Source organism: Brucella sp. 22210 (genome assembly GCF_052045675.1).
GTDB lineage: Bacteria > Pseudomonadota > Alphaproteobacteria > Rhizobiales > Rhizobiaceae > Brucella.
The window spans coordinates 48,766-62,348 of sequence record NZ_JBQEPD010000012.1 but is presented as its reverse complement, the minus strand read 5'-3'; the positions used below and the strand labels follow the sequence as shown (position 1 = coordinate 62,348).

Below are 13,583 nucleotides of genomic sequence, written 5' to 3'. Positions count from 1 at the left end.
GGCGACTGAGATGCTGGAAGCCGATAAAGTGTTCGCCGGTTCCATTCCGGAAAATTACGAGCGCTATATGGTGCCGTTAATCTTCGAGCGTTACGCTGCGGATATGGCCGAACGTGTGGTCAGTCTTTCCCCCGCAAACATTCTGGAAACCTGTGCCGGTACCGGTGCCGTCACGCGTGCTTTGGCACCGAGACTGGGCGGCGGCGCCCATTATATCGCAAGTGATCTGAACCAGCCGATGATTGATTTTGCGGCATCGCGGCAGCCGCCCGACAGCCGGATTGAATGGCGGCAGGCCGATGCTCTGGCATTGCCGTTCGAAGCGGCGCGTTTTGATGTGGTCTGCTGCCAGTTTGGTGCGATGTTTTTCCCCGACCGGATTGCCGGTTACCGGGAAGCGCGGCGCGTCCTGAAACCTGGTGGACGGCTTCTGTTCAGCGTCTGGGATCGTATCGAGGAGAACATCTTCGCGGATGACGTAACGCATGCGCTTGCCGAGATATTTCCGCAGGATCCACCGCGTTTTCTGACGCGGACACCGCATGGCTATCACGACACGGCGCTTATCCGCAGGGAACTTGAGGAGGCAGGCTTCTCGAATATCACGATCGAGACACGCGCCGAGCAAAGCTGTGCCTCGTCACCGCGCATCCCTGCCGTTGCTTGCTGTCATGGAACTTTGCTTCGTCAGGAAATAGAAACCAGAAATGCAGGCGGACTGGCTCCAGCGACGGAATATGTGACCGAGGTGCTTTCCGAAAAGCATGGCAGCGGTGAAGTTTCTGCCAAAATTCAGGCGCATATCATTCAGGCTGTGGCGTGAAATCCTAGAACGAAAGCGCCATCAGATCGCTTCGGATTTGATCGCCATTGCCTTGCGAGAGGTTCTTTTCAATTTCCGCATGCGTGGAGGTCCAGATGGGAACTGCGGCAGCCAAGGCTGCCTTGCCATCCGGTGTCAGTTGCAGCAGGCGCTCGCGGCGGTCGGCAGGATTGACCAGTATTTCCACCCAGCCCTGTCTTTGCAGTGGCTTCAGCGCGGCGGTGAGGGTGGTCTGATCCATCGCCAGCAATTCAGCCACTGGTTTCATCGGCGGTGGCGCAGGCCGGTTGAGCGACATCATCAGGGAGAATTGCCCATTCGTCATGCCAACCGGACGAAGAGCTTCGTCAAAACGCCGCGCAAGCGCACGAGCCGCTCGCTGGACATGCAGGCAGAGGCAGGTGTCTCTGACCAAAAGGGTTGTTTCAAAAGGGACTTCAGGGGCGTTTGACATGATCCATTAATATTGATATCAATGTAAATCGTCAAGCAAATATCCCGATATAACTGGGCGTTTTACCATCCGGGGGGCGGAGGAGGACTTGCATCATGAATGAAGTCGTATCCCGCGAAGTCTGGCTTGAGGCGCGTCGCGCGCTTTTGGCCAGAGAAAAGGAAGCGACGCATCTTCGCGATCGCGTCAATCAGGAAAGACAGGCGCTACCCTGGGTCAAGGTGGAGAAAGACTATGTCTTCGACACCCCGGCTGGGCGTCGAACACTGGCAGAGCTTTTTGACGGACGCAGTCAGCTGGTCGTCTATCATTTCATGTTCGGGCCGGAATGGGAGCAGGGCTGCGTTGGCTGTTCTTTCCTGGCCGATAATCTTGACGGTGCGCTGGCGCATCTCAACAACCATGATGTCACGCTTGTGGCTGTATCGCGCGGGCCTCTTGCAAAGCTGGAAGACTATAAGCGGCGCATGGGCTGGCATTTCCCATGGGTGTCGTCCTATGGCGGCGATTTCAACTTTGATTTCCATGTGTCGTTCGACAAGGCCGAGATCGAAGAAGGGCGCGTTTTCTACAATTTCGACAGGCTGGCGCCAGAGCAGGCGCATGACGAACTGCCCGGCATGAGCGCCTTCATCAAGGCTGATGATGGCACGATCTACCATACATATTCCAGCTATGTGCGTGGCATCGAGGAGTGGATCAGCACGCTGATGATCCTCGACCGGGCACCGAAAGGGCGTAACGAAGACAGCACTATGCACTTCGTGAAACGCCACGATGAATATGCTGCGCCAGCGGCAAAGCACAGCTGTTGCAGCTGAACGCTGAATTCAAATCCTGGGAGGAATGACAATGAATAACGGAGCATCACCGTTCGTCTGGTACGAACTCATGACTGAAGATGCCGCCGAGGCCGCAAATTTTTACGGCAAGGTCGTCGGTTGGAATACCAAGGATTCGGGCGTCCCCGGTGTGAATTATACCCTGCTGGAAGCGCCCGGTTGTGCAGTCGCCGGTATGATGGCGCTGTCCGACATGCCAAGCGGAGATTGTGGCGCAAAGCCCGGCTGGCTCGGTTATATCGGTGTGGCCGATGTGGACGCAATGTCTGAGAAGGTTACCGCCGCGGGCGGTAAGATCCTTCAATCGGCTTATGATATTCCAACCGTTGGGCGGTTTGCCATCGTGGCGGACCCACAGGGTTCAGTCTTTGCGCTTTTCGAGCCGAAAGACCCGCCAGAACCACCAGCTGATTTTGGTTCGCGCAAGGTGGGTCATCCCGGTTGGCATGAGCTTTATGCCAAGAACGGCGAGGAAGTCTTCGGCTTTTATGAGAAAGTGTTCGGCTGGAAGCTCGCGCGCGATTTCGATATGGGCGGTATGGGCAAATACAAGATCTTCAGCGTAAACGGTGCAGATACAGGCGGTATCATGACGGCGCCGCCGAATGTGCCGCAGGGCTGGGGCTTTTACTTCATGGTGGATGGAACGAACGCCGCTGCCGAACGCGTCAAATCGCAGGGTGGCACGGTTACATTCGGGCCGACCGAAGTGCCGAATGGCGAGTGGATCATCCAGTGTCTTGATCCGAAGGGCGTGGCCTTTTCACTGGTCTCAGCGACACAATAAGGAGCGTGCGCGAAAGCGCATGAAACATTCAGAACGTCAGACGGCTTCTGGTTTTAAATCAGAAGTCGTCTTCGTGATGATAATGGCGCAGATAGGCGAATGCTGTTCCCACCAAGATCGGCAGAAGCAAGATTCCCGTCCAGAATATAATATTGCTCATTTTCTCCCTCCCTGTTGCCCTCAAACCGAAACGATAGCCTGAGACAGTATGCGGGCACTTCAAACAACGCAGAAAGCGGACATTTGTTCCAGTCAGCATCGCTTGCGCGTAAAGCTATTGCCATAACGTCCGCGTTTGAGTAGAAGTGCGAATACATCAAGAGTTGGGGAGACGCCCAACGCCAACCTGCCGCTCCGGGCAAGGTGGTACTCCCTGACAAGGGAGGATGTGGCCAAACCGGCAACTATGCGGATAAAGCCACTCGCGTCTACCTGACAGAACTAGGGACCGACGCGATCATGCCGATAAAAATTCCTGACGATCTGCCAGCAACCAGTGTTCTCCAGGCCGAGGGCGTTATGGTCATGCGCGAGGCGGATGCCGTGCGTCAGGACATACGGCCCTTGCGCATCGGCCTGCTCAATCTCATGCCCAACAAGGCGACCACCGAAACGCAGATTGCACGCCTGCTGGGCGCGACACCGCTTCAGGTGGAACTGACGCTGGTGCGCATAACCAATCACGTCGCGCGCCATACCTCCGCCGATCACATGCTGTCTTTCTACCGCCCGTGGGAAGATGTGCGTGACGAACGCTTCGATGGTTTCGTGATCACCGGTGCGCCGGTGGAACGCTTGAACTTCGAAGACGTAACCTATTGGGATGAGTTGCAGCGCGTTTTCGACTGGACGCAGACCCATGTGCATCGTTCGCTGAACATCTGCTGGTCGGCGCAGGCCGCCGTTCATCATTTCCATGGCATGGGCAAGTATGAACTGCCGGCCAAGGCTTCGGGCGTCTACAGCCAGCAGAATCTTGCACCCGCATCGCCCTATCTGCGTGGTTTCTCGGATGATTTTACCATTCCGGTTTCACGTTGGACGGAAGTGCGCAAGGAAGACATTCCGCAGAATAGCGGTTTGAATGTTCTCGTCGATAGCGCTGAATCCGGCCTTTGTCTGCTGGAAGACCCAAATCACCGCGCGCTGCATATGTTCAACCATGTCGAATATGACACCACGTCGCTGGCTGACGAATATTTCCGCGATATTCAAGGCGAGCCAGAAACGAAGGTGCCTGCGAATTATTTCCCGGAAGATGATGCCACGCGCCCGCCGCAAAATCGCTGGCGCGGCCACGCGCATCTCCTGTTCGGCAACTGGATCAATGAGATTTACCAGTCAACGCCTTACGATCTGGAAAATATCGGCAAAAAGTGATTGCCGCTGAATAAAGAAAACCCCGGAATGGAAGTTCCGGGGTTGTTGTTTGGGATGAAGCGAACTCAGCTGCCGACGCGATCGAGCCAGCGATGCCATTCGGCTTCCGAACCGTGGAACACGTTCAGGTCGATCTTGTTGCTCACGCCCTGAGACAGACCCGATCCGGAATATTGCCAGAACAGCCATGGGCGGCCCGGATAGACCTTGGATGGGTGCTGGGCGACGGCGCGCAACCAGAACGGATAGTCATTGAACGCGCCTCTCAGATTGTCGTCATAGAAATCCGGTGCGGTATAAATGACCGGTCGCTTGCCGTAATGGCGCTCAAGCTTGTCCATGAAGACTTGCATCTTCTCGCGCACCTGTTGCGGCGAAGGACGGCGGCGGCAGGCGGAATCGCCATTCCATTCCACGTCGATCACGGGCGGTAGCGCATCAGGATCCTTCGGCACATTGCGGATGAACCAATCGGCCTGCTCGCTGGCGACGCGGCACCAGTAGAAGAAGTGATAAGCGCCGCGCTTGATTCCAGCTTCCTTGGCCTCACGCCAGTTTTTGCGGAACATCGGGTCGAGATGGTCGCCGCCGTCAGTCGCCTTGATATAGGCGAAGTTCGCGCCTTGCGTGCGCAGCTTTGGCCAGTCGATATCGCCCTGCCAGCGCGACACGTCAACGCCGTGAACTGCGAGCTTGCGCGGTGACGCACGGCCAAAATTGATCGGCTTCGCATCACGGAAGCGGTGGCTATAAATTCTGGAGCGGTCCTGTGCCGTACGGGCTTGCGGCTCCAGACGCACTGCCGGATAGGCCGCGACCTGCGGTGCAGGCACACGCGGCGCTGCCGCTTGCGGTGTCGGTACTTGCGGAACTGTGGCTGGAATCTGCGCGACGGGGCGCTCCTGCAAGGGCGCGCGCGGTTGCGGCGCAACAGGTGCAGGCGGCTGAACCTTGAACGGTCCGCCATCCGGAACAGGTCCGGCCCAGGCGAGCACTTCTTCTTGCGGGGGAAGCGGCTGTGCACGCGGCGCGCTTGCCGCTTCGGTTACGGCTGCGGGCGGAACTGGCCTCACAACAGAACTGGTCATCTCCGCCGATGGTTTCGGCTGGAGCATGATGCTGTCGATGCCGGAACTCGATGTGCAGCCCGACAGGGCGGCGCAAGCGAGCGCAATGGCAGACACGACCAAAGAACGCGAAGGCGAAGAACGCATGGGCACCCGTACTCAAAACAAATGGGCTGCAACGCTCTTCCGAGTCATTGCTTTGTTTAGAGTAGCGGCAAAAACTGAATCCAAAGTTTACGAAAGTGCTAACGCACGCGGTTCAAATTGAGCTTTCGAGGATTTTTATCAATGCTGTTGCAGATTTCTCCAGATGGGCTTCATCAAAGCCTGAGAAACCAAGGATAAGTCCCTGTCGCGGCAGGAAAAACCGGTAGAGGGGCGAGAACGGTTGAACGTTAATCCCGGATTCTGCAAGTTTTTCTGCAAGTGCCACATCATTTTGGTTGTCGGAAAGCGCGAGCAGCAGAGTCAGGCCCGCAGGCGGCGCTTCGATCCTGAAAAGTGCCGGTTCACCGGGAGACAATGTCGCAATAAGCCTGTTGCGACGGGACGCGTAGAGGCGGCGCATCCTCCGGATGTGCTGGGCGAAGGCGCCGGTTTCGATGAATTGCGCCAGCGCCGGTTGTGCGAGAAGCGACGGCGGCGGCAAAAGCTCTTGTCGAAGTGTGCGAAACTTGTCTGTCAGTTGCGGAGGCACAATCAGGAAGCCGAGCCGCAAGACGGGCGAAAATACTTTCGAGAAACTGCCGATATAGAGAATGCGGTCGCGGTCGAGCGACATCAAAGCCGGAAGCGGCTGGCCGATATAGCGGTGCTCACTGTCATAGTCGTCTTCGATGATGAACGCGTCGCTCTCGCGAGCCCAGGCGATAAGATCAAGCCGCCGGGCCAGCGGCATGGTTACGCCTGTGGGATGATGGCGGGCAGGCGTTACAAATGCCGCGCGCGCATGCATGGCGGCGTGCCGTCCCGCTGTCACATCCAGACCATTGCCGTCGACGGGCACCGAAACGACGTCAATTCCCTGACCGCCAAGAATGTTTCGGGCTGGGGAATAGCCCGGCTCTTCCATCCAGATTTTGTCGCCCGGTGCGAACATGGCTTCACGGAGCAGAGAAAACGCGTCGGTGCTGCCGCCAGTAATCAGAATTTGCGCGGGGTCAACAGCCATGCCGCGCCATTCGTGCAGATGGCGGGCGAGGGCGGCACGCAGCGGCAAATAGCCGAAAGGATCGTGCTCGTTCAGCAGACTGGTGTCAGGGTTGCGCCAGATGCGCCCGAGAAGCTTGCCCCATTCCGCATGGGGAAAATGATCGCTGTCGAACACGCCTTGCTGAAAAGGCTGCGGGACACGCGCTGTCTTGGTTACGGTTTTTGCTGTTTTGAAAGTGCCCGTTGGCCCGGTTTTTAGCGTCACTTCCGGCAATTGAGCGGCTATGCGTGTGCCTGAACCATGCTTGCCCTCCAGATATCCCTCCGCGATCAGCTGGTCATAGGCTGCCAGCGCCGTGGCGCGAGACACGCCTAACTCTTCTGCGAAAGCACGCGTCGAGGGAAGGCGGCTTTCAGGCTTCAGCCTTCCGGTGAGAACGGCCTGTCTTATCTGTTCTGCCAACTGCACGGCGAGCGGAATATCGCTTGTCCGGTCAATGCCGAACTCCGGTATTGATGCGATAAGTGGCATGGCTCTATATCTTTTAAGTGGTTATTTTCAACATACCACTATGGCGGCATTTTGCAGGTATTGAAAGTTCAAATGCAGACGGGAATGACCAGCATGACGAATGCCCCCACAGAAAGAGCCAGAGTGAAACGCCTGCATGATCGCGGCCATTATGATGCGGACAGCGTGCATGCGATCATTGATGCGCAGCCGCTCGCCCATGTGGCTTATGTCTTCAATGGCACGCCCTATGTGTCGCCGACGCTGGTATGGCGGGAAGGCAATTTCATCTACTGGCACGGCTCATCGGCAAGCCGCATGCTGGAAGCCTGCGAGGAAGCGGAAGTCTGTGTCAGTTTCGCGACTCTGGACGGGTTCGTTCTGGCGCGTTCTGCTTTTCACCATTCCTGTAACTATCGTTCCGTGATGGCTTTCGGCACTGCGAAGAAGATCACGGATGTCACGGCGAAGGAACGGCATTTGCGCAACTTCGTGAACGGGCTGTTTCCTGACCGCTGGGAAGGGCTACGTCCGATGATGGCCAAGGAACTGAAGGCGACCATGCTTCTGGAACTGGAGCTGAACGAAGCGTCAGCAAAGGTTCGGTCCGGTCCGCCGAAGGATGATGAGCCGGATTACGCGTTGCCGATCTGGGCAGGGGTCATTCCGGTGATGACGCAGCTTGGTGAGCCGATTGACGATGACCGCCTGTTGCCGGGTGTAACTGCTCCACAAAATGTACAGCAATTCGGCTATCTGGCAGATGCGGCGGAGTAAGTATCCCAAGCGTCAGACCGTCAGCCACGTAAACCGAGCTTAGGCGGTCTTGGAGTGTATGACGGGGAACTGATCAAGCGTCGGGCTCGTTTCCGCACGGTGCTTGACGCTCTCGATCTGCTTCATGAGTTCGGCGATCTTTTCCGGTTGGAAGACGCCGCACTCGTAAATCTGGATGATTTCACGGACCAATTCGTCCTTCAGGGGCGAGGTAACAGGACAGCAGCCAATGGCCGTGCAAGTCTGAATATAGGCTTGCTGCAACCTTGCCAGCTCGTCGGCCTTGAACCGCCCAAAGTAATAGTCCCTCGAAAAAGGCATTCCCATGCATTCCGCAATGTGACCGGTGGAGGCAATCCACGCGCGTCTGTGTTCGGAAACTTCCCAGTCTGCTGAAGCTAACTATAGCATATGACTGGAGATCGTAACCGCCAATCGTTTACGTCTTCTAAAATATTTGGATTTTTTGGAATATTTATTACAAGAATAAGTATTGTTTTACTCAATAATGCATCTCTTACTGGCGCCTGCTTTTGTGGGATAGGGCTCAGCGTAGAAACGCAATATTTGCTTCCGTTGTCATGGCCATGGCTTGCATGAGCGCTGCTGCATGCAACAATCGGTCTTTTTCCGTGCTGCTGGCGGTCACCGATAAGGCCAGAATCCGGCCTGCACCGGCCTTGGTGGTTTCGATCAATGATGCGGGCTCGAAAACAGCCAGCGTCCGAAGCATATTCTGAACAGCTATGCGCACATCCGGCACCGGATGGTCGGCCAATTGCGCAAGCTCCAGCGCTGCCGAGCCGAGATTCAAGACGGCCAGCATGCCGCGCAAATCCTGATGCGCTTCGGTTGACGCAGCTGAGGTCTCCGTCACCAGCAGACGCGAGATGCGGTCGGCGCTCTGGCTGATCCACGCCTCGATGGAAATTGAGCGCGGCGAAGCCCCGATCTTCTTCAGGCTGTCGCGCATGGCGCGTTTCATGCGGCGCTGCGCAGCATGGGTGTTCGGCGGGAAGAGCAGGGAGAAAACAAGCGTTCCGATGCCGATGCCGAGAAGAAGCGCAATCACGCCGTTTAAAAATGAGGTGGCGTCGACCCGCGTGAAGTTATCGGGTCCGATCAAATCCCAGAAGAAGATCGCGAATGCTGATCCTTTGGCAATTGTCGAAGGATTGCGCATGGCAAGCCCGGCACAGATCAGCACCGGAGCAATGACGATGGTAAAGGGCAGGAAGCCCCATATGACCGGCAAAACGCCGAAATTCATGATCGCCGCCACGACCGCAGCGATGGCGGAACCTTTCAGAAATTCTGTGCCGCTGGCAACCGGATTTGGTCTGGTTGCGAAAAGGGCGTTGACCACACCAACAACGATGACGAAACCCGCACCGGACGGCCATGCGGTAAAGATCCAGATCGCCGATGCCGCGGCCAAAGCCACGAATGCGCGAATGCCGTTGATCAGCGCCGCCGTGTGGTCGACATGGTAGGATAGACGCACACGGTTGGCTTTTGGATGGGTTGTGTCGAGTTCGGCCTCGATACCCAAAGCCTGTTCCTGAAAACTGAGCATGCTGCGCAAGCGGTACAGGAACATTAGCCGCCCGGATGCGAGTTCGGCATTACCGGCCGTTTCTGCTTCCGCCGTCCGGATGATCTTTTCGCGCAGGGCTTCGAGATCGACGCTTTCGTCGCCATCCGCGATCCGCGCCATGGCGTCTCGTGCTTCCAGCAGCAAAGGATCGTCACGGGTGGTTTGCGGCGGCATTTCCAATATGGCTCGAACAGCCGATGCCTGTTGCAGCGTGACGACCATGGCCTGACGGAGATAGCCCACGCTGCGCCTGACGGTGACAGAACTCGCGGCCTTGTATTCAATGGCGGTATCGAAGGCGATTGCATTGCGATAGGCGGTTTGGAGCGCGCCGGTTCCAGCTTCCCCGCCGAGCATTTCCGCGCAGAGTTTAGCCGTCTGTCGCATGAACTTTCCAAGCTGCGCGCGGGCCTCCTCGAAGGGATTGTCGGTACTGAACAGCCAGGTAATGATTGCTTCGGTGACGATGCCGAGTGCGATGTAGATCAACCGGGATACGGCGATTTCAAACACATTTTCCGGATCGGACAGCGAGTCGATGGCAACGATGGCCGCCGTATAGCCAGCGAGTACCGCGCCATAGGAGCGAAAGTTGCGCAAGCCCGTCGAAAGAGCGGTGCAAAGGCCGATCCAGCTTGCAAGCACCAGCAGAAACAAGGTTGGCGTCTGGATGAAGATTGCTGTGAGCAATACGGCCACCACAACGCCGATTGCCGTGCCCATCAGGCGGTAAATGCTCTTGGAAACGCTCATTGCGCGGCTGCTTTGAGCGACGATCCACACCGTCATGGCGGCCCATTTCGGGTCGTCCATATTCATCAGGAAGGCGATATAAAGCGCGATCAGCGATGCGGCGGTGGTGCGTACCGCAAAAATGAGATCGTTGCGCTTGATGATCATGATTTCAATAGGTTGCCGCGAGAGGCTGAAAAGGTGGCGATGTTAAGTAACGACGATGATAGAGGTTTGGCGGCTGCGTCAAGCAACTATTGTTTCAAAACGCCGTGTGTAGTGCGTTTAGAGGTTGTTGCTCTATATTCCGAAGCCATAAAATAGGCTGCAAGTTTATTGAAAGCTGATTGAAAGCTTGGCTGCTGTAACCATTCTCGACCGATTAGAGGAATCGGCTGCATATCAGGAGGAGGGTTCGGCTTTTGCCGGACTGAAGCATTCCTTGGAGGAGCCTATATGAAAATTTCAACGAATTCGCTTCGGCTTGTTTGGCACGCTGCGCTTTTGAGCGGTGTCATGGCGCTCGGCGCCGGTGCTGCGCATGCCGAAAAACTGACGGTTATTGTCGGCGGCATGGAAAAGCAGATTTATCTGCCAGCTGTACTGACCGAAAAGCTTGGTTACTTCAAGGATGAAGGCCTCGACGTCGAGCTGATCAACAGCCGCGCAGGCGTGGACGCCGAGAACGAGTTGCTTGCCGGAGCCGCGCAGGCCGTGGTCGGCTTCTACGACCACACCATCGATCTTCAGTCGAAGGGCAAGTTCATCCAGTCCATCGTGCAGTTCAGCCAGGCGCCGGGCGAAGTGGAACTGGTTTCGACGAAATATGCTGACCAGATCAAGTCACCCGCCGATTTCAAGGGCCACACGCTGGGCGTGACGGGCCTTGGCTCTTCCACAGACTTCCTGACGCAGTATCTGGCCGTGCGCAACGGGCTGAAGCAGGGCGATTACACGCTGCTGCCGGTTGGCGCGGGCAATACCTTCATCGCAGCCATCAAACAGGACGCTATTCAGGCCGGTATGACCACCGAGCCGACAATTGCCACCATGCTCAAGACTGGTGAAGCCAAGGTTCTGGTCGATATGCGCACGCCGGAAAAGACCGCCGAAGCGCTTGGCGGACCTTACCCGGCAGCATCCTTCTATGTGCAGTCAGCCTGGCTCGAAACCCATAAGGAAGAAGCGCAGAAGCTGACCAATGCTCTGGTCAAGACCATGCGTTACATCGCTTCGCACAGCGCCGAAGAAATCGCCGATCAGATGCCGAAAGATTATTATGTCGGCGACAAGGACCTTTATGTGAAGGGTCTGGCTGAAGGCAAGGCGCAGTATACGCCGGATGGTCGTATGCCGAAGGATGGTCCGGAAACGGTTCTGAAGGTGCTCGCAACCTTCAAGAAGCCGTTGCAGGAAAAGCAGATCGACCTGTCGAAGACCTATACGACGGAATTCGTCGACAAGGCTAACGCGACGCTCGACGCCGCGAAGTAAGCGGGCCCCCGGCTGACGTTCGCAAATGAACGTCAGTCCCGCCGACCCAAACACATTCAACAGCATTGCAGGCGCGCAATAACAAGCATTGCGCGCGAGCGGTGCCGCACATCCGCGAGGAACCTATGCTGATGGAAGCCCCGAAAACCATTGCGCGCGACGAAGCCGGTAATGGCGCGCCCGCAATCGAACTCAACAATGTGACCCGACGTTTCGTCACGCCTGACGGCAAGATGATGACGGCACTGCGCGATTTCACCATGCATGTCGGCAAGGGCGAGTTTGCCTGCGTCGTCGGCCCCACGGGTTGCGGCAAGTCCACAACGCTCAATCTCGTGACCGGTCTTGCCAAGCCGAGCGCCGGTGAAGTGCGCCTGATGGGGCAGCCCATTGAGGGCATCAGCCCCGATATCGGCTTTGTGTTTCAGGCGGATGCGCTGTTTCCCTGGCTCAATGTCATCGACAATGTGAGCGCCGGCCCGCGCTATCGCGGCATGGGTAAGGAAGAAGCCTATGAAAAGGCGCGCAGCTGGATTACCCGCGTTGGTCTTGCGCGCTTTGAAAAGCACTATCCGCATCAGCTTTCTGGCGGTATGCGCAAGCGCGTGGCGCTGGCCCAGACCTTCATCAATGAGCCGAAAATCCTGCTCATGGACGAGCCGTTCAGCGCCCTCGACATTCAAACCCGCACGCTGATGCAGGGCGAATTGCTCGACCTTTGGCAGCAATCCGGCGCTTCGGTGATTTTTGTCACCCACGACCTCGAAGAAGCGATCGCCCTTGCCGACAAGGTTTATGTGCTGACCGCCGGACCGGCCACGGTCAAGAGCGTCTATAATATCGACATTCCCCGCCCGCGCGTCATGGAAGACATTCGTTATGACGACAAGTTCGTCGAAATCGCAAAAGTGATCTGGGACGACCTGCGTGAAGAAGTGCAGATCGGCCAGCAGCGCGCGCTGGCAAGCGGCAAATAAAACCGGGAGGAACCGACATGACTGCACAAACTCTTGCTTCTCCCGCGGGCGCTCAGGCCAATGGCAGCGCTGCGGAACTCGCCCGCACGGAAGCGACCTTCCGCGCCAAGTCGCGCCAGCGTCGCGCCGTCGTTATTCTCGTTCGCCTCGCCATTCTGTTCGCAGTCCTTGGCGGCTGGGAACTGGGCGCCCGGACGGGCTTTATCGATCCGTTCTTCTTTGCCAGCCCGTCGGGAATCGCTGACCAGATCTGGATCTGGATCACGGAAGGCACATCGCAGGGTCCGCTTTCCGAGCAGATCATCGTGACGCTTGAAGAAACCGTCCTCGGCTTCCTCATCGGTGCTGTCGGCGGTGTCATCTGCGGCATCATTCTCGGTCGTAACAAGTTTCTGGCCGATGTGTTTTCAATCTATATCAAGATCGCCAACTCGATCCCGCGTGTTGTTCTCGGCTCGATCTTCATCATCGCGCTCGGTCTCGGCATGGCCTCCAAGGTCGCGCTCGCTGTGGTCATGGTGTTCTTCGTGGTCTTCGCCAATGCGTTTCAGGGTGTCCGTGAAGCGGATCGCGCCTTGATCGCCAATGCGCAGATTCTCGGCGCTTCGCCGTCGCAGATCACCCGCTCGGTCATCATCCCATCGGCCATGAGCTGGATTCTGGCCAGCCTGCATGTCAGCTTCGGCTTCGCGCTTGTCGGTGCCGTGGTTGGTGAATTTCTGGGCGCCAAGAAGGGCGTTGGCCTGATGATCTCGACGGCGCAGGGCTCGTTCAATGCCAATGGCGTTTTCTCCGCCATGGTCATTCTGGCCGTGCTGGCACTGGTGGTCGAATACATCATCACGCTGATCGAAAACCATCTCGTCAAGTGGCGTCCGCAGGCTCTGTCCGAACAGGGCAGCTGATAACGAAAACTGAGAATTGATAGAGCGGTTCCGTCGGAACCGCTCTATCCGTTTGTTTTCACGCATTATCCTACGCAAAACCGCT

Annotated in this window: 13 protein-coding genes and 1 riboswitch; of the genes, 8 read left to right on the top strand and 5 right to left on the bottom strand. The window is 56.9% G+C overall.

The window, feature by feature from the left end; translation table 11 throughout:
* The first annotated feature begins 10 nt into the window (after nucleotides 1-10).
* Nucleotides 11-823, top strand: coding sequence for a class I SAM-dependent methyltransferase (locus ACTJKP_RS16115; protein ID WP_440631371.1), 813 nt, complete (start codon nucleotides 11-13; stop codon nucleotides 821-823).
* Between the two features lie 4 nt (nucleotides 824-827).
* Here ACTJKP_RS16115 and ACTJKP_RS16110 read toward each other — a convergent pair whose 3' ends face one another.
* The gene (locus ACTJKP_RS16110) at nucleotides 828-1,277 is read right to left on the bottom strand and encodes a MarR family winged helix-turn-helix transcriptional regulator (protein ID WP_440631370.1); all 450 of its coding nucleotides are present in this window, start codon (nucleotides 1,275-1,277) and stop codon (nucleotides 828-830) included.
* A 92-nt stretch (nucleotides 1,278-1,369) separates the two neighbouring features.
* On the opposite strand from ACTJKP_RS16110, the gene ACTJKP_RS16105 reads away from it, so the two are divergent.
* The 3 genes from ACTJKP_RS16105 (at nucleotide 1,370) to metA (ending at nucleotide 4,286) form a co-directional block, all read left to right on the top strand.
* Nucleotides 1,370-2,098 carry a DUF899 domain-containing protein gene (locus tag ACTJKP_RS16105; RefSeq protein ID WP_440631420.1) on the top strand — a complete coding sequence of 243 codons (729 nt, stop codon included), beginning with the start codon at nucleotides 1,370-1,372 and terminating at the stop codon, nucleotides 2,096-2,098.
* A gap of 31 nt (nucleotides 2,099-2,129) precedes the next feature.
* On the top strand, nucleotides 2,130-2,906 hold the full coding sequence (locus tag ACTJKP_RS16100) for a VOC family protein (RefSeq protein ID WP_440631369.1): 777 nt from the start codon (nucleotides 2,130-2,132) through the stop codon (nucleotides 2,904-2,906).
* A gap of 308 nt (nucleotides 2,907-3,214) precedes the next feature.
* Nucleotides 3,215-3,324, top strand: a riboswitch (SAM-I-IV-variant riboswitch).
* A 41-nt stretch (nucleotides 3,325-3,365) separates the two neighbouring features.
* Nucleotides 3,366-4,286, top strand: a complete 921-nt coding sequence (gene metA / locus ACTJKP_RS16095) for a homoserine O-acetyltransferase MetA (RefSeq protein WP_078337030.1) — start codon at nucleotides 3,366-3,368, stop codon at nucleotides 4,284-4,286.
* A gap of 65 nt (nucleotides 4,287-4,351) precedes the next feature.
* Here the strand turns inward: metA and ACTJKP_RS16090 are convergent, their stop codons facing one another.
* Both ACTJKP_RS16090 and pdxR read right to left on the bottom strand, forming a co-directional pair.
* Nucleotides 4,352-5,500 (bottom strand): GH25 family lysozyme, encoded by a 1,149-nt coding sequence (locus ACTJKP_RS16090; RefSeq protein ID WP_440631368.1) that lies wholly within the window; start codon nucleotides 5,498-5,500, stop codon nucleotides 4,352-4,354.
* A gap of 112 nt (nucleotides 5,501-5,612) precedes the next feature.
* The gene (pdxR, locus tag ACTJKP_RS16085) at nucleotides 5,613-7,037 is read right to left on the bottom strand and encodes a MocR-like pyridoxine biosynthesis transcription factor PdxR (protein ID WP_440631367.1); all 1,425 of its coding nucleotides are present in this window, start codon (nucleotides 7,035-7,037) and stop codon (nucleotides 5,613-5,615) included.
* Between the two features lie 93 nt (nucleotides 7,038-7,130).
* On the opposite strand from pdxR, the gene ACTJKP_RS16080 reads away from it, so the two are divergent.
* The gene (locus ACTJKP_RS16080) at nucleotides 7,131-7,793 is read left to right on the top strand and encodes a pyridoxamine 5'-phosphate oxidase family protein (RefSeq protein ID WP_440631366.1); all 663 of its coding nucleotides are present in this window, start codon (nucleotides 7,131-7,133) and stop codon (nucleotides 7,791-7,793) included.
* 39 nt (nucleotides 7,794-7,832) lie between these two features.
* Here ACTJKP_RS16080 and ACTJKP_RS16075 read toward each other — a convergent pair whose 3' ends face one another.
* Together ACTJKP_RS16075 and ACTJKP_RS16070 are read right to left on the bottom strand one after the other, a co-directional pair.
* A complete protein-coding gene (locus ACTJKP_RS16075) occupies nucleotides 7,833-8,114 on the bottom strand; it encodes a hypothetical protein (protein ID WP_078337028.1) in 282 nt (93 codons plus the stop codon).
* Nucleotides 8,115-8,340: 226 nt separating this feature from the next.
* Entirely contained in the window at nucleotides 8,341-10,290 is a 1,950-nt protein-coding gene (locus ACTJKP_RS16070; protein ID WP_440631365.1) for an FUSC family protein, read from the bottom strand.
* A 288-nt stretch (nucleotides 10,291-10,578) separates the two neighbouring features.
* Between ACTJKP_RS16070 and ACTJKP_RS16065 the strand changes: the two genes are divergently transcribed.
* From ACTJKP_RS16065 to ACTJKP_RS16055, 3 genes are all read left to right on the top strand, one after another.
* Nucleotides 10,579-11,616 (top strand): ABC transporter substrate-binding protein, encoded by a 1,038-nt coding sequence (locus tag ACTJKP_RS16065; protein ID WP_440631364.1) that lies wholly within the window; start codon nucleotides 10,579-10,581, stop codon nucleotides 11,614-11,616.
* A gap of 125 nt (nucleotides 11,617-11,741) precedes the next feature.
* A complete protein-coding gene (locus ACTJKP_RS16060) occupies nucleotides 11,742-12,593 on the top strand; it encodes an ABC transporter ATP-binding protein (RefSeq protein ID WP_440631363.1) in 852 nt (283 codons plus the stop codon).
* A gap of 17 nt (nucleotides 12,594-12,610) precedes the next feature.
* Nucleotides 12,611-13,498, top strand: coding sequence for an ABC transporter permease (locus tag ACTJKP_RS16055; protein ID WP_113533464.1), 888 nt, complete (start codon nucleotides 12,611-12,613; stop codon nucleotides 13,496-13,498).
* Nucleotides 13,499-13,583: the final 85 nt, after the last annotated feature.